Annotated in this window: 26 protein-coding genes; 3 read left to right on the forward strand and 23 right to left on the reverse strand. The window is 57.0% G+C overall.

The window, feature by feature from the left end:
• The 14 genes from ACK4S7_RS07650 to ACK4S7_RS07715 form a co-directional block, all read right to left on the reverse strand.
• Nucleotides 1-214 (reverse strand): motility-associated protein (locus tag ACK4S7_RS07650; protein ID WP_409645616.1); only part of this gene is annotated, 214 nt, incomplete at its 3' end.
• A gap of 68 nt (nucleotides 215-282) precedes the next feature.
• Nucleotides 283-1,089, reverse strand: a complete 807-nt coding sequence (locus tag ACK4S7_RS07655; RefSeq protein ID WP_409645617.1) for a flagellin — start codon at nucleotides 1,087-1,089, stop codon at nucleotides 283-285.
• Nucleotides 1,090-1,124: 35 nt separating this feature from the next.
• The gene (gene flgK / locus ACK4S7_RS07660; protein ID WP_409645619.1) at nucleotides 1,125-2,453 is read right to left on the reverse strand and encodes a flagellar hook-associated protein FlgK; all 1,329 of its coding nucleotides are present in this window, start codon (nucleotides 2,451-2,453) and stop codon (nucleotides 1,125-1,127) included.
• Complete coding sequence (locus tag ACK4S7_RS07665; RefSeq protein ID WP_409645620.1) at nucleotides 2,450-2,722, reverse strand: rod-binding protein; 273 nt, start codon at nucleotides 2,720-2,722, stop codon at nucleotides 2,450-2,452. Before ACK4S7_RS07665 ends, flgK begins: the two co-directional genes overlap by 4 nt.
• On the reverse strand, nucleotides 2,719-3,807 hold the full coding sequence (locus ACK4S7_RS07670; protein ID WP_409645623.1) for a flagellar basal body P-ring protein FlgI: 1,089 nt from the start codon (nucleotides 3,805-3,807) through the stop codon (nucleotides 2,719-2,721). Before ACK4S7_RS07670 ends, ACK4S7_RS07665 begins: the two co-directional genes overlap by 4 nt.
• Nucleotides 3,807-4,445, reverse strand: coding sequence for a flagellar basal body L-ring protein FlgH (locus tag ACK4S7_RS07675; RefSeq protein ID WP_409645626.1), 639 nt, complete (start codon nucleotides 4,443-4,445; stop codon nucleotides 3,807-3,809). Before ACK4S7_RS07675 ends, ACK4S7_RS07670 begins: the two co-directional genes overlap by 1 nt.
• Before the next feature lie 7 nt (nucleotides 4,446-4,452).
• A complete protein-coding gene (gene flgG, locus ACK4S7_RS07680; protein ID WP_409645628.1) occupies nucleotides 4,453-5,241 on the reverse strand; it encodes a flagellar basal-body rod protein FlgG in 789 nt (262 codons plus the stop codon).
• A 28-nt stretch (nucleotides 5,242-5,269) separates the two neighbouring features.
• Nucleotides 5,270-6,013, reverse strand: a complete 744-nt coding sequence (locus ACK4S7_RS07685) for a flagellar basal body rod protein FlgF (protein ID WP_409645629.1) — start codon at nucleotides 6,011-6,013, stop codon at nucleotides 5,270-5,272.
• Between the two features lie 10 nt (nucleotides 6,014-6,023).
• On the reverse strand, nucleotides 6,024-6,851 hold the full coding sequence (locus tag ACK4S7_RS07690; protein ID WP_409645631.1) for a flagellar hook-basal body complex protein: 828 nt from the start codon (nucleotides 6,849-6,851) through the stop codon (nucleotides 6,024-6,026).
• Nucleotides 6,852-6,853: 2 nt separating this feature from the next.
• Complete coding sequence (locus ACK4S7_RS07695) at nucleotides 6,854-7,153, reverse strand: flagellar hook assembly protein FlgD (protein ID WP_409645632.1); 300 nt, start codon at nucleotides 7,151-7,153, stop codon at nucleotides 6,854-6,856.
• Between the two features lie 13 nt (nucleotides 7,154-7,166).
• Nucleotides 7,167-7,571 carry a flagellar basal body rod protein FlgC gene (gene flgC, locus ACK4S7_RS07700; RefSeq protein ID WP_409645634.1) on the reverse strand — a complete coding sequence of 135 codons (405 nt, stop codon included), beginning with the start codon at nucleotides 7,569-7,571 and terminating at the stop codon, nucleotides 7,167-7,169.
• A 2-nt stretch (nucleotides 7,572-7,573) separates the two neighbouring features.
• Nucleotides 7,574-7,915 (reverse strand): flagellar basal body rod protein FlgB, encoded by a 342-nt coding sequence (locus ACK4S7_RS07705; RefSeq protein WP_409645637.1) that lies wholly within the window; start codon nucleotides 7,913-7,915, stop codon nucleotides 7,574-7,576.
• A 154-nt stretch (nucleotides 7,916-8,069) separates the two neighbouring features.
• Nucleotides 8,070-8,663 (reverse strand): methionine biosynthesis protein MetW, encoded by a 594-nt coding sequence (metW, locus tag ACK4S7_RS07710; protein WP_409645640.1) that lies wholly within the window; start codon nucleotides 8,661-8,663, stop codon nucleotides 8,070-8,072.
• A complete protein-coding gene (locus ACK4S7_RS07715) occupies nucleotides 8,660-9,781 on the reverse strand; it encodes a homoserine O-acetyltransferase (protein ID WP_409645687.1) in 1,122 nt (373 codons plus the stop codon). Before ACK4S7_RS07715 ends, metW begins: the two co-directional genes overlap by 4 nt.
• 113 nt (nucleotides 9,782-9,894) lie before the next feature.
• Here ACK4S7_RS07715 and hisC point away from each other — a divergent pair, with 113 nt between their 5' ends.
• Together hisC and ACK4S7_RS07725 are read left to right on the forward strand one after the other, a co-directional pair.
• Nucleotides 9,895-10,992 (forward strand): histidinol-phosphate transaminase, encoded by a 1,098-nt coding sequence (gene hisC / locus ACK4S7_RS07720; RefSeq protein WP_409645642.1) that lies wholly within the window; start codon nucleotides 9,895-9,897, stop codon nucleotides 10,990-10,992.
• Entirely contained in the window at nucleotides 10,992-11,897 is a 906-nt protein-coding gene (locus ACK4S7_RS07725; RefSeq protein WP_409645645.1) for a prephenate/arogenate dehydrogenase family protein, read from the forward strand. The genes hisC and ACK4S7_RS07725 overlap by 1 nt, the downstream gene beginning before the upstream one ends.
• A 4-nt stretch (nucleotides 11,898-11,901) precedes the next feature.
• Here the strand turns inward: ACK4S7_RS07725 and ACK4S7_RS07730 are convergent, their stop codons facing one another.
• From ACK4S7_RS07730 to ftsE, 4 genes are read right to left on the reverse strand one after another with little or no spacing between them, the layout of a single operon-like run.
• Complete coding sequence (locus ACK4S7_RS07730; RefSeq protein WP_409645647.1) at nucleotides 11,902-12,591, reverse strand: lysophospholipid acyltransferase family protein; 690 nt, start codon at nucleotides 12,589-12,591, stop codon at nucleotides 11,902-11,904.
• Nucleotides 12,592-12,594: 3 nt separating this feature from the next.
• Nucleotides 12,595-13,125 carry a YdcF family protein gene (locus tag ACK4S7_RS07735; protein ID WP_409645649.1) on the reverse strand — a complete coding sequence of 177 codons (531 nt, stop codon included), beginning with the start codon at nucleotides 13,123-13,125 and terminating at the stop codon, nucleotides 12,595-12,597.
• On the reverse strand, nucleotides 13,122-14,018 hold the full coding sequence (locus ACK4S7_RS07740; RefSeq protein WP_409645651.1) for a cell division protein FtsX: 897 nt from the start codon (nucleotides 14,016-14,018) through the stop codon (nucleotides 13,122-13,124). The genes ACK4S7_RS07735 and ACK4S7_RS07740 overlap by 4 nt, the downstream gene beginning before the upstream one ends.
• Nucleotides 14,018-14,731, reverse strand: coding sequence for a cell division ATP-binding protein FtsE (ftsE, locus tag ACK4S7_RS07745; protein WP_409645689.1), 714 nt, complete (start codon nucleotides 14,729-14,731; stop codon nucleotides 14,018-14,020). Before ftsE ends, ACK4S7_RS07740 begins: the two co-directional genes overlap by 1 nt.
• Before the next feature lie 138 nt (nucleotides 14,732-14,869).
• Here ftsE and ACK4S7_RS07750 point away from each other — a divergent pair, with 138 nt between their 5' ends.
• A complete protein-coding gene (locus tag ACK4S7_RS07750) occupies nucleotides 14,870-15,781 on the forward strand; it encodes an MJ0042-type zinc finger domain-containing protein (protein WP_409645653.1) in 912 nt (303 codons plus the stop codon).
• An 8-nt stretch (nucleotides 15,782-15,789) separates the two neighbouring features.
• On the opposite strand, the gene fliS is transcribed toward ACK4S7_RS07750, so the two are convergent.
• The 5 genes from fliS to fliQ are packed head-to-tail and all read right to left on the reverse strand — an operon-like array spanning nucleotide 15,790 to nucleotide 19,779.
• On the reverse strand, nucleotides 15,790-16,182 hold the full coding sequence (gene fliS, locus ACK4S7_RS07755) for a flagellar export chaperone FliS (protein WP_409645691.1): 393 nt from the start codon (nucleotides 16,180-16,182) through the stop codon (nucleotides 15,790-15,792).
• 5 nt (nucleotides 16,183-16,187) lie between these two features.
• Nucleotides 16,188-17,558, reverse strand: a complete 1,371-nt coding sequence (fliD, locus tag ACK4S7_RS07760; protein WP_409645654.1) for a flagellar filament capping protein FliD — start codon at nucleotides 17,556-17,558, stop codon at nucleotides 16,188-16,190.
• A 37-nt stretch (nucleotides 17,559-17,595) separates the two neighbouring features.
• Nucleotides 17,596-18,735 (reverse strand): flagellar biosynthesis protein FlhB, encoded by a 1,140-nt coding sequence (locus ACK4S7_RS07765; RefSeq protein WP_409645656.1) that lies wholly within the window; start codon nucleotides 18,733-18,735, stop codon nucleotides 17,596-17,598.
• Nucleotides 18,728-19,513, reverse strand: coding sequence for a flagellar biosynthetic protein FliR (gene fliR, locus ACK4S7_RS07770; RefSeq protein ID WP_409645657.1), 786 nt, complete (start codon nucleotides 19,511-19,513; stop codon nucleotides 18,728-18,730). The genes ACK4S7_RS07765 and fliR overlap by 8 nt, the downstream gene beginning before the upstream one ends.
• Nucleotides 19,510-19,779 (reverse strand): flagellar biosynthesis protein FliQ, encoded by a 270-nt coding sequence (gene fliQ / locus ACK4S7_RS07775; RefSeq protein ID WP_409645659.1) that lies wholly within the window; start codon nucleotides 19,777-19,779, stop codon nucleotides 19,510-19,512. Before fliQ ends, fliR begins: the two co-directional genes overlap by 4 nt.
• Nucleotides 19,780-19,781 lie beyond the last annotated feature (2 nt).

The raw sequence follows: 19,781 nt of genomic DNA on the forward strand, positions 1-19,781 counted from the left end.
GTTGCGGGCCTTTGAAAACCTTCGTCAGGCCACCCCACAGGGCTTTCAGGTCGTTAACCGAATTGCCGATAATCAATGCTCCCGCACATGCCCCGCCAATAATGAGCATTTCATGAGGTAATGCGTGCATCACCGGAGCGAGGTTGCCACCGGTCAACGCAAAGCCCCCAAACACCATGACGAGCAAAACAATGATACCGATAATGGCTAACATGAAAAATCTGGCCCCTGCTTTACAATGTCCGCTGTTTAACGGCAGGGACCGGTGATTATTGCGCCCTTTTAGGCAAGAAAATCCATCAAGGTTCGTCGGTTGATGCGCGCGAAGGCACCCTGAGCTGCCTCGAGCGTCAAGGTCATGCCGTTTAGTTCGGCGATCGCAGAACTTAGATCTGTGTCCTCAAGCTTTGAACGTTCTTCGCTTAAATCGATGCCGCGCTGCGTGGCGTATTCCTGCAGCCGCTCAAGACGCGCGGCGTTGATTCCAATTATCGCTCGCGCATCAACGGCATGATTGATCGCACTGCCAAGCGCGGTCAGTGCATTACCCATGAGGGGAATGTCGCCTGCTGCAATGGCCGAGGCTGCGTCACGCATGATCTGGCTGATGGGCACACCGCCCGTTTCAAAAATATCCTGTCGCGCCGGCACGGGGGCAAAGGCGATATCATCGTCAAAACGGATGGCGTTTGCATTACCGTTCGAAAACAAGGCCTCGTCGGTTGGCGATTTTACCGATGCCATCGAATCAATCTCGTCTGCCATCGCGCGTATTTCTAACGCCATGGTCGCCCGGTCTGCGGGGCTTACGCCCGAGCTTGACGCCGCAATAGTCAGTTCTTGTGTTCGTGCCAGCAGGTTGGACATATTGCGCAGCTGGCCATCGGCTTGGGCTGTCATGCTAATGCCAAGACCCAGATTTCGTGCGCGCGCGCTGTCATTAGCCTGTGTACGGGAAAGATCAGCAATGCGCGCCGTGGCCGCGGGATCGTCGGACGGCCGCTGAAGACGTTTGCCAGTAGATATTTGTGCCTGCTTGGCTGCCAGTTTCGACGACAGGCGCGATTGCCGCGCTACTTCCTGTGTCATCCGGTTTCCGGTCGCATTAATCATTGCACGGGCTTTCAGAAGATGTTGAGCATGGTCTGCATGGTTTCCCGAGCAACCTGAATGGTCCGGGCGGCAGCTTCATAGGCTTGCTGAAAGCGCAAAAGGTCTGCAGCTTCCCGGTCAAGGTCGACCGCACCAATTGCGTCACGGGCGGCGAATGCGCCGTCGCGACGTCCGCTGGCGGCGGCTTCCTGTGCGCGTGCAGCTGCCGTCATTTGCGCCTGTTGTGTGATGAAGGCGGTGCTGTTCTGTTCGATGCCGCTGCTGGTGCGAACGGCATTAAAGGCCAAGATATTCCCGTTGCTCCCCAATGCATTCGCAGCCGCAACCTCAGCAATGGCTAGCGCCGCTGAGGTCATTCCGGCAGCGGAACCGCTAAAGTTGAGCAAGGCCGCGCCTGGATTGCCGTTCGCATCAATACCTGCTTGATGAGCGGCGTTGAGCGTATTGCTTAACTGCGTAGCAAGCGAGTCCAGCCCCGCGCGCTGGCTTGATATATGGTTCGCGGCATCAGTCAGCCCAGCGAGCGCACCCGATGCGGGCTGAAGCAATGTGGCGGGAGAAATGCCGAAAGATACAAGACCGGCGGCGGAAACATTAAGCGTGACTGTTGCCACATTGTCGCCTTCGACCAACGGGTCGCCGGAAGGTGTGCGGACAATTGCAGCACCACGAGCATCATAGCTTACCTCGACATCCATCGCGCTGGCGATGTTACCAACAAGACGGTCACGTTCGTCAAGTAAGGTAGCTTCATTGCTTGACCCCGCTCGTGCGCGGCGCAGGCCGTCATTGACGCGAGAGAGCGCCGACAAATCGGTGTTGAGTTGGTCTACTGCGCTTTGGGCTTCCGTTGCCACGCCATTCGCGGCCGACCCCAATGCCGCAGCCGTGCGCCGGAAAGCGCTTGCGCTATCATCTACACTTGCAAGGAACTGGAGACGCAACGTGGCGTCATTAGGATTTGCGCTGAGCTGATCTGCGGTGGCGAAAATTGCGGTGACGCTGCCGCTGATGCTGTTACCGCCGTTGTCGAGGGCGCGTTCAGTCGCAGATATCCAGTTAAGGCGTGTTGACTGCCGTGCCGCTTCACCCGATGCTGTGCGCGCGTCATCAACAAGCCATTGGTCAAGCTCGCGCGTGACTCCAGCGGCTATGACACCCCCAGGACGAATGCTGTTGCGCGACAGAACAATGTCCCCTGCGGCAGGTGCTTCCTCTAGCCGGACGGTACGACGCACATAGCCATCAGTCTGGGCATTGGCGATATTGTCGCCAACGACTGACAGCGCGCGGCTGTAGGCCTTAACGCCTGAAGCACCAATGGCGAGTAGGTCGCTCATCTTTTGCCTCCAAGCTGTTTTTCGACCAAATCGGCAATGCCGAACAGGCGCAAGGCGGCCATGCTGTCGGCAACGCGCGCGTCAGCCATCTCGCGGAAGTTATCGGTGGCACTCGAGCCGAAGATATCTTCTCCGAGCTTTGCCTTACGCATACTTGCCATCATCTGGCGCAGCATGACTGCCTCAAAAGCTTCGGCCGCTTTGCGCAACTCGGGGTCGGGCTTGGGTGATGCTATGCCAGATGTAGCAAGAGGCGTAAGGGGCATCATATCACCACCAGCTCCGCGCTAAGCGCGCCGGCCTGCGACAATGCTTCCAATATGGCGACCAGGTCGCCGGGCGAAACATTCAACCGGTTGATGGCCTTTACGATATCGGAAAGCGATGCCCCCTTGTCCCACAGGAATGCGGGATTTTGGGCTTCTTCGATAATGATGTCGCTGGCCTGCTCGACAGTGGTCTGCCCCGCGCTCAATGGCGCCGGTTGAACCACCATCGGGTTTTCCTCTACACGGACGGTCAATTTGCCGTGGCTGACGGCGGCGGGACCCACTCGGACTGCGCCGTTGATTACGACGGTGCCCGTGCGTGCATTGACGATGACGCGGGCAGGCGGAGCTGCACGCTTAATCTCGATATTCTCGATCAAGCCCATCATACGGATGCGTGCTTCGCCGCCTACCGGCGTGTTGATGCGGATGGATGCACCATCAATCGCCTGGGCCGTGCCGGCACCCAGTTGCTTGTTGATTGCGTCCGCGACGAGGCCAGCATTGCTGATATCGAATTGCGAGAGGTTAAACATCAGGCTTTCCGATTGCGCAAAGCCGGTGTCGACGCTGCGCTCCACTGACGCGCCGCCGCTAATCCGGCCAGCAGACGGAATGTTGACAGACAGCTTTGAACCGTCCGCTGCATCGACACCAAGTCCACCGACAACCAGATTTCCCTGGGCCATGGCATAAATTTGACCATCCGCCCCATAAAGGGGAGCCAAGACAAGCGTTCCGCCGCGCAAGGACTTTGCCTTGCCTATCGCCGAAACGGTAATATCCAGCCGTTGGCCAGGTTTTGCAAAGGGGGGAAGCTCAGCTGTGATAAGTACTGCGGCGGCATTTTTGAGCGCAGGGTTGATGCCGGCCGGAAGATTTATTCCAAAACGCGACACCGCGCCCTTCACGCCTTGGGTGGCGTAATCAAGGCTATCATCACCTGTGCCTGCAAGCCCGACAACAACACCATAGCCCGTGAGCTGGTTGGCCCGCAGGCCCTGAAATTGGCCAATATCCTTTATGCGCTCCGCATGTGCAGCCGGCGCAAACAGCAAAGCAAGGCAGAGGAATAACGCGCGCATCAAAATGGACTCATCTTCGAAAAGAAGCGCTGCAACCAGCCCTGCTGGCTCGCGCGCGCGATTTCGCCCTTACCAATATAGCGAATGCGCGCAGCGGCCACACGGGTAGAAAGCACGCGATTGTCGACGCTGATGTCAGCCGAGCGTACAATTCCCGAAAACTGTACATTTTCGTCACCACGATTCAGCGTCAGGGCCTTTTCACCCTGCACCAGCATATTGCCATTGGGATAGACAGCGGCGACGGTCACACTCAATTCTCCGGACAGGGCATTTGACTGGGCAGTTTCGCCCTTGCCCTTAAACGACTGATCGCCGCTCATATTTACATCGCCTGCACCGATGAGGCTCAATGGCCCATTCACCGGCGGGCTTAGTCCTATATTCCCGTTGCGGCCAGTTGTCGCGCTGGTGCTTTTGGTGGCACTGGTGCGCTCTACCAAGGTGATAGTCAGTATATCGCCCACACGGGCTGCGCGCGCGCCGGACGTCAGCGGGCTATAGCGCTCGATTTGGAATATCGCGCCATTGGCTGGGGCCGGGGCCGGGTTGGCTGGCAATGTCGGGCCAAAATCCGGCGCCGCGACGTTGCCCTTTTTTGCTTGGACGCCAATGGGCAACGCAAGCAATGCCAGCATCAGGATGTTAAAGCGTCTGCGTAGCATTGCGCATCATCTCGTCAGTTGCCTGGATCATCTTGGAATTGACCTCATAAGCGCGTTGAGTTTCGATCATGTCGACCAGCTCCTCGACAACATTTACGTTGCTCGCCTCAAGCGCACCCGACCGCAGGCTGCCACGTCCCTCCGTGCCCGCAGCGCCAACCTGGGGCGCACCCGACGCGGGTGTTTCGAGCAGCAAGTTGTTTCCGATCGATTGGAGTCCTGCCGAATTGGTGAAGCGCGCAAGTTCAAGCTGCCCGATCTGCGTGAGGTCAGACTGTCCCGCGACTTGCGCAGAGACGGTTCCATCGGCGCCAATGGATACGGAGGTCGCACCTTGGGGAATTTGAATCTGCGGCTGGACAGGCATACCGTCGCTGGTCACCAAAGTGCCTTCAGCGGACAGGTTAAAGTCCCCGGCCCGCGTGTAGGCGTTTCGGCCGTCGGGCATCTGCACCTGAAAATAGCCCGCGCCCTCAATCGCCAGATCCAGGCTGTTGCCGGTTGTGGTGAGGGTGCCTTGCGTGTCAATTCGCGCAGTGCCGTTAATTTGCACACCAGTGCCAAGATTGGTGCCAATGGCATATCTGTTCTCAGCCGACGACGCTGCGCCGGCCACGGTCATCGCTTGATAGGCCAATGTTTCAAAGCTTGCGCGGTCGCGTTTAAAGCCTACGGTATTCACGTTGGCCAGGTTGTTGGCGATTACTTGCATCCGCATATTCTGCGCATCAAGGCCAGTGCGGGCAACGTGCAGTGCTCCATTAGACATCAGACTTCATCCTTTTATGCAGTTCAGCTTATTGGGAAAGTGACATGAGATCGGCACTTGCCGCATCCATGTCGCGCGCATCGTTGAGCATCTTTAATTGGGTGTCCCATGAACGGCTGGCTTCTATCATTTCGACCAAGGCTTCCGTCGCGCTGACATTTGAGCTTTCGAGGCTGCGCGTAACCAATCGCGCGTCTGGATCGGTCGGTAATGTCCCGCCGTCGCGCACGCGAAACAATCCATCCACGCCCTTCACAACATCGGACCCTGCGGGGCTGACGAGCTGAAGCTGATCCACTTGCTGGGGTTGCGCCCGGTCACCACCGACTGGCACGATCCAGACCCGACCTTGCTCATCAATGTTGATGCTGTCCGACGGCGGCAAGCTTAGCGGACCTTGCGATCCCTGGACTGGCCGTCCGTCCCCTGTGGTCAACAGACCAGTGGGCGACAACATCAGGTCGCCGCGCCTTGTATATCCAATCTCACCATTTTCGGCTTGTACGGCCAGCATGCTGTCGCCCGATAAGGCGATATCGAGATCGCGTCCGGTGGCGGTTACCGTGCCGGCTTTCATATCGGCGGCCTGCACCTCTTCGGATGAAAAGGCACAGGTGTCGAGTTGCTTACCATCAAGCCAAAGAGACTGTGCCTCGGCGAGATCAGCGCGAAACCCAGGCGTATTTGCATTAGCCAGATTATGGGCAATTGCCGTCTGCCGGGCCATTGCACCCCGCATCGCGGTAAGACTGGTGTAAATCAGGCGGTCCATGCGTTAACCTTTACCGAATAGCCACAATGGCCTGCGTCATGTTCGACGCGGTTTCGATGGCCTTTGCATTGGCCTGAAAATTGCGCTGGGCGGAAATGAGCGCAACCAGTTCCTCGGTCACATCGACGTTGGCGCGCTCCAGTGCGCCAGAGCGAACCGATCCCAACGGGCCATTGGTCGCCGCGTCAATCGCTGGGGGCCCGCTGTCGCCGGTTGACTGCCAGTGGCTGTCGCCAATGGGACGAAGGCCTTCCTGAGCTGTGAAGCTTGCCAGCGCGATTTTGCCAAGCATCTCGTCGGAGCCGTCGGCATAAGTTGCGGTCACCAGCCCGTCGATACCGATCGACACGTTAATTAATGGGATGGCAGGGTTGCCGGGCGCACTGGCAGGCAGAACGAAGTCAGTGGCACTGGCAAGTGTTGCCGAGGTCACATTGCCAGCCGCATCAACGGGCAGCAACTGCAGCGTTGAGCCAATGGTATCGACCACCTGGCGGTTGGCGTTCACCTGAAACGCGCCGTTGCGCGTGTAGGTTACAGCCTCACGTGGGGGGTCACCACGCGTTACGAAAAATCCTTCGCCCGCGATGGCAAGGTCCATCGTTTTGTCTGTCGCCTCAAGAGTACCTTGGGTAAACTGTTGAACCACCGCATTAAGGCGCGCGCCTTGGCCGGCCTGCATCTTGGTGCTTTGGGTCGGTGATCCTGAAAACAGATCGCCAAACTGCGCACGGCTTCTTTTAAATCCGGTTGAACCAACGTTGGCCAGGTTGTTGGACACAACCGACAAATCTGTTTGCGCACCTTTAAGGCCGGACAGTGATGTATAGAAGGACATGCTTATTCTCCTGATTTGCTGGTTGTGGACGCGGCTTTAATGTCCGCAAGCAATGCGGTTTGCTCACCAATCTGCGCAGCGATGGATTTCAACGCGACGTTCATTTCCGAAATGCCCGCAACGCTTGAAAACTGCGCCATTTGCGCAATCATGGCCTGATTATCGACGGGGCTGAAGGGATCCTGCTCTTTAAGCTGTGTTGTCATCAGGCGGAGGAAATCCGTCTGGCCCAATTTCTTGTCGGCCATGTCTTTCGACAGAACGGGAAGGTTTTTTGAATTTACCGGAGCTATGCTTGTCATGTTCTTATTGCTTTCATTGGCCAAGGCGCAGAGTTTCGCTGATCAGGCCTTTTGCCGTGGCGAGCACCTGCACATTGTTTTGATAGTGTCTGGAAATCTCAAGCATCTCGACCATTTCGGCGGTGCTATCGACGGCTGCTTCCCAGATGTTGCCATCTTTGTCGGCGAGAGGATGATTGGGGTCGTTCCGCTTCACTGGTGTGGCAGTGCTGGTATCGATGCGGTCAACCTGAACGGTGGCGCGGCCTGCTTCGCCCATCACGGTGCGGAACACTGGTTTCATGGCGCGAAAGGCTTTGTCCTCGCTGCCCGATACGGTGCCTGCGTTGGCGAGGTTTGATGCCGATGTGTTCATGCGAACAAGCTGCGCCGCCATTGCGCGACCGCTAATGTCGAAAATGGATAGATTGTCAGCCATTATCATTCACCTTTCAGCGCGCGGCTAAGCGTGCCGATGCGACCTTGGAGGAAAGACAGGCTCGAGCGGTAAGCGAGCGCATTTTCGGCAAATGCGGTCTGTTCAGTCGCTAGCTCCACAGTGTTGCCATCAAGCGATGCTTGCAGCGGCACGCGGTAGCGCATGGCGCCCTCAGCCGACTGGCCCTTTTCGGCCAGTTTTAGCGCTGACGAGAAATCGATATCGCGCGCTTTGTATCCCGGGGTTGATGCATTGGCGATGTTCGATCCCAGAACCGCCATGCGCTGCTCGCGCAGTTTCAGCGCGGTTGCGTGAATTCCGAATATATTGTCCAAAGCCGGCATGGCCGTTCCTTTCGTCTTAGCATCCCGCCTGTGGGCGCGAACGAAAGGTTCACAGCAATAGCCGTGCCAATTTCATAAAAAAGCCAGAAATCCGCTGTGTTCGAAAGTCCTGACATTAGTCTGACAGGCACGTGTCAAAATTCCGACGGACGCCTCAGTCTCGGCGCAAAAGAAACACCGCATGCTGCGCCAACAGATTTGCGAAGCGCTCGTTGCGTGGTTTATCGCCAGACAAAAACCACTGCCCCTCAATCCTGATATGGCGGTCCTGCAGAAAACTGCGAAAATCGTCGATGGTGACGTGGTGGATATTGGGCGTGTCATACCATCGGTGCGGAAGCTGTTCCGTTACTGGCATCCGACCGCCAAACATATGCGCAAAACGGATGCGCCATTGTGCGAAGTTAGGGAAAGATACAAATGCCTCGCGTCCAATACGGACGAGGTGATCCAGCACCAAATCGGGTCTTTTGGTAGTCTGGAGCGTCTGGCTAAGAATGGCATAGTCAAAGCTTTTGTCGGGGTAATTTGCCAGGTCGATGTCCGCGTCGCCCTGAACCACCGAGAGCCCGCGTGCGACTGCAGTCGCGACGTCACGGGCGTCAAGCTCCATACCACGTGCATCGACATCCTTGGTATCGCGCAACGCTGCCATCAACAGGCCATCCCCGCAACCAACGTCGAGGATGCGCGCCTTCGCGCGGACTTCTCGGGCGATGATCGCAAGGTCGGGACGAAGCGCAGTCAACGGCATTCTCCTGCGCGCAGGAAACCGTCGACAATGCGGTTCATTTCGGGTGCCTCCAGCAGGAAAGCGTCGTGGCCAAAGGGACTGGAAAGCTCAACGAAGCTTGCCGCCGCGCCTGCGGCATTCAGCGCATGGACAATCCGCCGCGATTCCGCCGTGGGATAAAGCCAGTCGCTGTCGAAACTGATCATGCAGAAACGCGTTCTGGTGCCGGCAAAGGCCTTGGCAAGCACGCCATCATGGGGTTCTGCCAGGTCAAAATAGTCCATCGCGCGGGTAATGTAGAGATAGCTGTTGGCGTCAAAGCGGTCGACAAAGCTCAGGCCCTGATAACGCAAATAGCTTTCAACCTGAAAATCCGCGTCAAAGCCAAAGCTTTTGGCATCACGGTTTTGCAGTCGGCGGCCGAACTTTTCGGTCAGACCTGCCTCGGACAAATAGGTGATATGCGCCGCCATCCGGGCGACAGCAAGACCCGACGCCGGTGCCTCGCGGCCATAATATGCGCCATTGTTCCAGCGCGGATCGGCCATGATTGCCTGTCGTCCGACCTCGTGAAAGGCGATGTTTTGGGCTGAATGTCGCGCGGTCGATGCAATGACAACCGCTGAGCGGACGCGTTGGGGGTATAAGGCGGCCCAGCTTAACGCCTGCATCCCGCCCATGGAACCGCCAACCACGGCCTCCAAAGTTCCAATGCCCAGATAATCGAGCAAAAGGGCTTGGGCGCGAACCATGTCAGCAATCGTAATAACCGGAAACCCCATGGCGTAAGGCGCGCCAGTCGCTGGGTCGTTGCTGGCGGGGCCCGAAGACCCCATGCAGCTGCCCATCACGTTAATGCTGACGATGCAATGGCGGTTAGGGTCGATGGGCTTGCCTGGGCCCACCATCCGTGTCCACCATCCTGCTTTGCCTGTCACAGGGTGGTTGGACGCGACAAATTGATCGCCCGTCAGGGCATGGCAAATCAGGACGGCGTTGGACTTGTTGGCATTCAGCGTTCCATAGGTTTCATATGCGAACTCAACAGGCGCAAATTCTGCGCCGCTGTCGAGCTTCACTGGCCCAAGCAGCTGCACCTTCTTATCCAGACCAAAACGCGTATCCCCTTGCATATCCTCTGCCATATCAGCGGTTTCGCGCGAAACAACAGAAACTCGTAAAAGAACCTCGCCGGCTGGCGGGCGACACGTTGCGCTTCGCTGCTCCCGCCGCTATGGCCGCGGGCATGACCACACCCACAGCCAAACCTTGGATCGAAGCCATCAGCGCCTATACACCCGGCAAAGCAAAGTCGGACGACGGGCGCGTATTGATAAAATTGTCGGCGAATGAAAACCCGTTGGGGTGCAGTCCCGATGCTGCGGCGGCGCTTGTGGAAAAAGGCCCATCGCTTGCGCGCTATCCTGACCCCGCAAGTACTGCGCTCCGCGAAGCGCTGGGCGCGGTATATGACATTGACGCCGACCAGATCGTCTGCGGCACAGGTTCGGACGAGTTGCTGAACCTCATTGCGATGGGCTATGCTGGCGCGGGCGATGACATCATTTACGTCCGCTATGGCTTTTCTGTCTACGACATTGCGGCCCGTAAGACCGCAGCCAATGTCGTCGTTGCCCCAGACAAGGATTATGGCACAGATGTCGATGCATTGCTTGCGCTTGTAAATGACAAGACGCGGGTGGTTTTTGTCGCCAACCCGAACAATCCCACTGGAACATATTGCAATAACGCGGAAATTTCCCGGTTGCATGCAGGGCTTCCCGGTAATTGCGTGCTGGTGCTTGACCAGGCTTATGGCGAATATCTTGAGGATGATGGCCCATCAGCGCTTGATCTGGCGCGCCACCACGACAATGTTCTGATCACGCGCACGTTTTCGAAGATCTACGGTCTGGCAGCAGAGCGTATTGGCTGGTGCTATGGACATCCCGGCCTCATCGCGACCCTGAACCGTGTGCGTGCGCCGTTCAATGTCACAACGGCGGGACAAGCTGCAGCCATCGCGGCCTTGGCTGACACCGAATTTGTCACGCGCAGCCGTCAGCACAATGCACAGTGGCGGGAGTGGATGGCATCGGAATTTGCGTCCTTGTCTAATCATGGCTTGAAGGTCATTCCGTCGTGGGCAAATTTCCTGATGGTCTTGTTCGAAGGAAAATGCTCAGCAGAGGTCGCATATAACGCGCTGATGGCTGAGGGATATATTGTCCGCTGGCTGCCGGGCCAGGGACTTGGCAATGGCTTGCGGATCACAATTGGCACCGAAGTTGAAAATCGCGGTGTGATGACTGCCTTGCGCAAAATTTTGGACGCAAACGGCTAATGCTCCCTTTTACGCGCCTGACGATCATTGGATTGGGCCTGATTGGTTCATCTGTCGCGCGCGCGGTCAAGGCGCAAATGCCTTCAGTGCGCGTCATCGGCCATGATGCCGACCCCGCTGTGCGCGAACGCGCTATTGCCTTGGGTATTTGCGACGACGTCACCGATACGGTAGGGGCGTCAGTTACCGACGCAGACTTGGTGATATTATGCGTTCCTGTTGGCGCTATGGGGACCGTCGCGGCGGAGTTTGCTGCTGATCTGCCCGCCGACGCCATCGTAAGCGACGTGGGATCATGCAAGCAAAGCGTTGTTGAGGCACTGGCCGCGGTTCTGCCGACAGCAACGATTATCCCTGCCCATCCCGTGGCGGGCACCGAAAAAAGTGGTCCTGATGCGGGCTTTTCGACCCTTTTCAAGGGCCGCTGGTGCATCTTGACGCCGCCTGATGATGCGCCTGACATCGCGGTTGATCGCTTGCGCATTTTTTGGCAACGCCTTGGTGCGGATGTCGAGATTATGGACGCCCGTCACCATGATATGGTTCTCGCCGTTACAAGCCATTTGCCGCATTTGATCGCATACACCATCGTCGGCACAGCCGATGATCTCGAAGGCGTGACGCAAAGCGAAGTTATCAAATATTCGGCAGGCGGCTTTCGCGATTTTACGCGGATCGCGGCATCTGACCCGGTCATGTGGCGCGATGTATTCTTGTCCAACAAGGACGCGGTCCTCGAAATGCTTCAGCGCTTCTCTGAAGACCTCAGCGTGTTACAGCGCGCTATCCGTTACGACAAAGGCGATGAGCTGGAAGCACTATTTGCACGTACCCGCAATATCCGCCGCTCAATCGTCGAGCAGGGCCAAGATGATGATGCCCCCGATTTCGGGCGCAAGCATTAAGGCGCTAGACGTTAAGCGCGTTAATGGCAGCATGCACCCGCGCCTCGATCTCGGCCCGGGGCAGGCCAGTTGGCAACTCTTCGCCCACCTTGTAGGTAATCGTCCCCGATTTCCAGATACCAGCCTTGCGCGGGCATAGCGTCCCGCTGTTCACGGCGATCGGGACTACAGGGAGATTTATCAACTTATACAGTCCAGCAAAGCCGGACTGAAGTGGCGGCTGACTGCCCGGTGCCACGCGGGTGCCTTCCGGAAAGATCACAATAGGTCGCCCCTCCGCAATCATCTTTCTGGCCAAAGCAAGCATTGCCCGCAATGCGGCCGCTCCGCCGTTGCGGTCGACGGGGATCATGCCATATGCACGCGCGGCAGGACCCCATAAGGGAATGTCAAAAAGCTCTTTCTTGGTGACCACAGCGGGTTTACGAAACATACGCGGCATGTCGATCGTTTCGAACATGCTTTCATGCTTGATGGCATAGAGCACAGGTCTCTGGGGGAGAGTACCCTCCACCTTGATCCTTATACCTAAAATGCGGCGGTAACAGGAATATTGCCATTTCGACCAGCCCTGCACCGCCCATTGCATTAAAGGGATGGAGAACCACTGCGCCAGAAAAGCGGTAACGACAAAAAACACCGATCCTGTGTAAAAAACCAGTATGTACAGGGCAGATCGGATAACCGCGATCATGTGCTATAGCCCAAGAAGCGACGCGACCGCTCGCAACCAGTATTTGTTATATTCCTTGAACAAGGCCCCAAGCGATGGCTGTGTGGATACTGCGTCGCTGGTGACGGCAACGCTATTGGGCAAGGCCCGGTCAAGTTCGAAACGCGCGCGGCGCATATGCCAATCATTGGTAACAAGACGTAAGCTGCGCACTTTGTTCCGCTTTACCCAAGCTGCCGTTTCGAGCGCGTTTGAACGTGTATCCACCGATTGGAAACCCAGCGCGATGCAGCATTCGAAATATGTCGCCGATCCGGGATATTGCGCTGCAAGTTCGCGGGGTTTCACGTCGCGATCAACCCCGGAAATCAGCATTTTCTTAGATTTTCCGGACTCCAGTATTTCAAGTCCTCGATCAATCCTGTTTGGGCCGCCCGTTAGCACGACAACAGCATCGGTTTGCGTGATTGGCGCAGGCTGCGGCAACAGCAAGGCGAACCAGGCAAAGCCAAGCATCCAGATCAGCAATATAAAAGCGATGGACCGTCTGATCATAACATTTTCTTCAGCGCCGAAATCACTGTGAACCGCGCCATAAGCATAGCAAGCGCCGTGACAGCAAGCGGAATGATTGCAAGGATTGCCCAACCGGCAACTGGAAAGGCGACACCGGACAACAGACCCGACTGTGCTGCGGCGAATCCGTTGTTAAGGGTAACAAGGACAGCTGCTGCCGCGCAAAAACCGACAAAGCCGCCTAGCAAGGCATCCAAGGCCATGCGACGCTGAAACAAGCGCGCAGCTTGCACATCGGTGCCACCCATCAGATGCATGATTTCGATCGTACCGCGGTGCGTATTTAACGTGCTGCGGACCGCCAGCACAACAACTGCAGACGTCGCCACCAACAGTAAAAGAAATATTGCCCCGGCTAGCCACAACAGCATGTCCATCAATCTATAAAATGGTGCCATCCAATTGCTGTGCGGGTCGAGCCGAATGCCGGGTGCAACACGTTCAAGCGACATACGAAGACCGTTAAGCATGGCGGGCGATGGCGCGGCATCGAAACGGACATCGATGAGTGCAGGAACCGGAACGTCGACGTCCAATATGTCAGCGCCCAATACAGGTTCGAGCAGTGCGCGCACATCCGTATCTGCAATGGGCTGGACGGATATTACACCGTTTGTTTTTCGCAGGTTGCGCGTTACCGCTTCGCGCTTCGCGACACGGCGGACCGGATCGGTTTCGATTATCTGCACGGTAACTTGGCGCGATAAATCCTGTCCGCCCTGTCGTGCAGCATCCGCCAGCGTAAGACCGGCGGCCGCGACCAGCAGCGTCAGGAACAACATGATAGCTATGACCCAAGGCATGGGGCCTGACAGCCGCCCCTCGGGAATGAGCTTGCGGTCATGCGCGGGAAGGGCAAAATCCAGCAGCATCAGTTTTTAAGTATCAGCGGCTTGGGCGGATGCCGAAGTGAGCCGGTGGGGTCGGACAGCCGCCCTTTGTCCAGTCGCATCATTTGCGCGCCCTCGACCTCCTGAAGCAGATGGATGTCATGCGTTGCAACAACGACCGTAGTGCCAAGCTTGTTCAGCGCGGAAAACAACTGAAGCAGCCTGCGCGCCATGTCCGGGTCGACATTTCCCGTTGGCTCGTCAGCGACAAGAATTTCGGGACGGCCGATGACTGCACGCGCAATGGCGACCCGCTGCTGCTCCCCGCCCGAGAGCATCGGCGGCCGGGCATCCGCACGTTCAGAAAGGCCAATCCACGCGAGCATCTCTGTGACCGGGCCCTTGAGATCACGTTCCGATATGCCTGCAATGCGCAACGGCAAGGCGATATTGTCAAACGTCGACAGATGCGGGACCAGGCGGAAATCCTGAAACACCACACCGATGCGGCGCCGAAACCCCGGCAAGCGACTGCGCGGCAACGTGATTGCATCGTGACCGAACATACGGATTGCACCGCGGCTTGGCCGATGCGCCAGATACAATAATTTCAGAAGCGACGTTTTTCCGGCGCCCGATGCGCCGGTCATGAAATAAAAGCTGCCGGGATACAAAGTGAAGCTGAGATCAGTCAGCGTTTCCGCGCCTGTCCCATATCTGAGCCCCACATTGTCAAATTCCACCACGCTCTGCATTAGCGGGACAAATGGCACAAACAGCAGAGCGGGGCAAAGGCTATTCGTAGACGCAGCGCAGGGTGAAATATCCATCGTCCACAGCATTTTACGACAGCAGGGTTGCAAGTCACGGGCTGCTGATGTTTATGCGCGGGGATGCTGCTCGTCTGTCCATCCTGCCGCACACGCTATGTGGTCCCTGACAACGCCGTTGGTATCGACGGTCGGCAGGTCCGATGCGCCAGTTGTAAACATAGCTGGTTTCAGGCTGGAACCATTCCGCCAGTCGCGCCGGCGCCTTCAATCGTTGCTCCAGCAGACCCTGGCGTCGTTGCGCCCGCCCAAACGCCACCAATGGCAGCCGAACCGCTTTCTTCGCATTCGCCTCCGTCGGCCATACCGGCAACTGCGGGCGAAGTTCCCGCCGCCGTGGCGAGCCAGGATTTTTCTGCAAATCCAGCGCCCCGATTTATTGCAGATGCCGCCGAAGCTGTTGAAGGCCAGCCTGCATTCCCCCGTTTTGCACCAGAGCGCCCTGCGTCGCCAGACCCTGTTGCGGTCTATGTGGATCCGTTGTTAGCCCCCAGCGGTTCGGCGGATGAAGGGCCTACCCATAGCCGATTCGCATATGAGCCACCATTTAGCCAGCGCCGCGATCCGGCCAAAATCTGGACACTGGTTGCAGTCGTTTTTGCGCTAATGGTTGCTGCTGCGGGTGCAGCGATTTCATATTACGGCATGCCAAATATTGGACTTTCCAGTGTGGCGGCAGAGCCTGACTTGAAGATCGTGTTAAACGAAAATCTGGAGCTTAATGAACGCGAAGATGGAACTCCGTATTTCATTGCCAGCGGAAGCATCGTCAATCCGACCGCGGTCAGGCAGAATGTGCCTGAATTACTTGTGACGCTGAAGGACGCCAGTGGTAGACCTGTGTACAGCTGGAAAATGAAAGCGAAGACGAGTTCGCTTGCTCCGGGTGCGAAGGTCGATTTTAGCGAGGCGCGGCTTGATGTGCCGTTGGCTGCCAAGCAGATCAGCGTCGGCTGGGTGCTTTCCGGCGATTAGCCCACCCGTTATTTGGCAAGTGCTGCCCAAGCATAGGCAATTTCACTGAGCGCGGAACGCACTTCCGTTACTTCGTCAACATTATTTGCCTGTGCAGCATGGTTTAATGTGCGGACCGCAGACGTGTAGATGCGCTGCAATACACCCGCCAAGTCCCCGCCATTGTCGAAATCGATACTTGAATCAAGCGCGATGAGGATCGATAAAGCTTTGATGTGATGCGGGTTGCCGGAAATCGGAGAGCCTCGGCCCACGGTCACCACCAAAAGGTCGAGCGACCGGAGAAGTTCTTCATATAACAGACTGACGAGGCCGTGAGGGCTTGCGCTCGCCACACGGCTTTGCAATTCCATGTTCCGATAATGCTGGTTAGCGAGGGCAGGATGGGTTCGGGCAAGCATCACTCTTAATCGTTTCCGCTATTCCAGAGCTTAATCTGCTGTTCCAGATAGCTCTGCGTTGCTTTCAATGCGGTAATGCGTGCGTCCATACCGGCAAATTGCTTTTCAAGCCGGCTGCGATAGGCAAGCTCCCGTGCCTCCATTCGGCTACGGTTTTCGCCAATCGAGTCGGCTTCGCGTTTTAATGCAAGCTTTACCTGCTCAAGCGGGCCGTTGGTAGCAACAGCAGCATCGCGCAGGCTGTCCAGAACAAATGCAATGCCGGGGTCAGTGCTTTGCGTTTGACCTGCGTTGCGTGGGGGATTGAACATTGCCTCGACGGCATCGGGATTATCGCGCAGCACAGCGTCCAGCCGTGCGGTATTGAGTGCAAGCGTTCCGTCGCGCGTCGTGGCAATGCCGATGTCTGATAGGCGGCTCAGGCTGGGGTGAGATGTTAGCGGGAGGGCAATGAATCCGTTCAGTTGACGCTCGAACGCCCGAAGCGCCGGGTTGCCATTGTTGGTTTTACGCGCGGTCTCTACGTCCTTTTTCAGGGTGTTGAAAACCGCGACAAAGTCGGTCAACGTCTGCTTCAAGATGTCCGAAGGCCGTGTCGCGCTTATGGATATCGTAGCAAGTGGATCCGCCTTTTTAAGCGTCAGATTGATACCCGGCACCACGTCATCGATATTGTTCGACTGTCGGCGATAGCCAACGCCGTCGAGAGTGAAGGTGGCATCACTCGCCACCTGGCCGATTGTCATTGCGGAAGTGGAAAAGCGCTGCAGGCTTGCTGGAGCGTCGACATCTGCGGTCAATTGAAATGCGTTGGCAGCGCCGCTTTGTCCCTTGAGTACAAGCTTGAATTCCCCGGCATCATTTATGACGCTGGCGGTGACGCCGCTGCCAGTCGCATTTATGGCACTAGCCAGTCCGTCGAGACTGTCATTGGTGCCATCGATGGTAACCGCGAACACGGAGGTTCCCACGGTAAGTGACATATTGCCTTGACCGATAGCCGCGCTTCTTGATGCCACATTTTCCGAATAGGCACTTTGCGCCTTGCCCAATGTCTGCACGACCAACTGGCCGCTAAAGCTGCCAAGCAGGCTGCCAGGACGGGCAGTGATCGATATTGCCGCTGTATCTGATGCTACTGGCTGGCTTCGGAGCGTGCCGCCTGAAGCGAGAGACTCCAGAGAGTCGGCAAAGTTGTCGAGATCGCTGCGCGCTTGCGCAAGTGTGCTTACCTTCGCCTGATGCGCGCGGGATAATGCGTCAAAACGCTGTACCTTCGGGGTTCGTGACGCCGCGGCAAGGTCCGCGACCAGCGCGGCGGTATCGATACCGGAACCAAAACCTAGACTATTTGCAATCGATGTGACCATGTTCATTCCCTTGCCGCCTTATACGGCCATTGCGATCGGCAATTTAGGCTGTCCTGCGTCCGTCCTGATCAAAGCGTTTGCTTGCCGGCACTTCCACATGGGGCCGCGGTACATCTTCACCCGACACGGATTCAAGCCGGAACACAAACGCAAGGATCGCGGCGACGGCAACATAAAGGTCTTCGGATACCGCCTTACCCGTGCGCGTCGTAAAATAGATGGCGCGGGTGAGTTGCGGATATTCCAGTGTTGCCACGTTTCTTTCCGCAGCCATCGCCCTTATTGCCAGTGCCACCTCACCGCGACCACGGGCGACAACCACGGGGGCTGCATCCGAACCGGGACGGTAACGCAGTGCGACGGCAAAATGTGTGGGGTTGGTCAAGACCACGTTTGCATCGGCCATGCCCTTGCGCGCCGATGACATCATGACCTCTTGCTGGCGTGCGCGGATTGCTTGTTTCAGTTCTGGCGCGCCGTCACTTTGACGCAGTTCGTCCTTCAGCTGCTGCTTTGTCATCCTGAGTTTACGGTTGCGCTGAAACCATTGAATAGGCACATCGACAAAGGCAATCAGCGTCAGGCCTGCCGTCAAAAGGGCAATAGTGAACAATATCTTTTGCCCGATCATGCCAACGGCAACTGCGGGATCAGCGGCAGCCAGCCCGGGCAAGGATGCGATCTCGCCCGAAATGATCCAGTATCCGGCATAGCCAAGTACACAAACTTTAGCTGTTGCCTTGAACAGTTCGATAAGGCCCTGTGTACCGAAAATGCGCTTGAGGCCAGCCAATGGGTTGATGCGACTGCCCTTGGGCGCCATCGCCTTACCGCGCATACCAAAGGAACCAAGCATCGCAGGCGCGGCAAAGGCGGCAATCAGCGTCAGTAGAAGCAGTCCTGCAAACGGCATCGCAACTTGCGCCAAGGGCCAAAGCAATGCGTCAAGAGGATCGAAATGGTCAGGGTCCGAGAGGTCCAGAGACAAGCCACCTTTCAGCAATGTCTTGCTTGCACTGAAAAACCAGGTCCCAAGCGCCATGAGCCACGCTGTGGCCGCAATCATCATGACGGCGGCGGCCAATTCTTTCGATGCGAGTACATCGCCTTCTTTAATGGCGTCGTCTTTGCGCTTTTGTGTCGGCGCTTCGGTCTGTTGGTCTTTATCCGGTGCGTCAGACACGGCCACCGCCAATGCTCTGCGCTTGATCCAGCGCGAGACGAAGTGCGTTGCTCAGCATGTCGGCCATCACGGGCATCGACACACCCAGCAACAATATGCCCGCAAGCAAGGCCGCTGGCATGCCGACAGCGAACAGGTTCAACGTAGGTGCGGATCGCGCAATCATTGCCATAATCAATTGCACCAGCACCAGTGCAAAGCCGACCGGCAAGGCAATCGACAATCCTGCGGAAAATGCAAGGGTCCCAAATTCGACAATATTGCCAACAGCTGAAAAAGACAGCCAGGCCGCCCCGGGGGGCAGCGTCCGGTAACTTTCGGCGATAGTGGCAATCAACGCCAGATGGCCATCGGCAGCAAGGAACAAAAACATGGTGAGCATCGACAAAAATTGCCCGACAGCAGGGCTCGCCTGACCACTTGCTGGATCTGCCATTGAGGCAAAGCCAAGGCCCATAGCGTTGCTGATAGCTTCACCAGCCACCAGCGCGGCGGCAAAGGCGATCTGGATAACAAAACCCATTGCAAGGCCCGCCATGACCTCGGCTACAATCATGAAAAAGCCGGGAATGGAAAGGATGCCTTCGGCGGGTAACGCCATATCGGCCATCGCAGCCGAAGGGATGCCAACGGCAAGCGCCAACACGAGACGAAGCTGCACTGGCACTGCACCTGCTCCGAACATGGGTGCGGCTAAAAAGGCCGCGCCCGGTCGGATCATGGCCACCATCCAGATCAGCAACTGGCTTTCAACATTTTGCAGCCCAGCCGGGATCATCGCACCAGCAATGGAATTTGCGCGAAAATGTCTTTGGTGAAGTCGGCGAGCAAAATCATGATGCTTGAACCAAAGACTGCGAGCGCAATGGCCACAATGACCAGCTTGGGCACAAAGCTTAGCGTCTGCTCGTTAATCGACGTCGCGGCCTGAACCATGCCCAAAACGACGCCGGCAATCAGCGCAGGGATAAGAATGGGCGCCGAACCAAGGGCGAGTATCCAGAGCGCACGCTGCGCCACGTCAATGAAAAAATCCTGGTCCATGG

Source organism: Sphingorhabdus sp. (assembly GCF_046292425.1).
In the GTDB taxonomy this organism is placed as follows: domain Bacteria; phylum Pseudomonadota; class Alphaproteobacteria; order Sphingomonadales; family Sphingomonadaceae; genus Sphingorhabdus_B.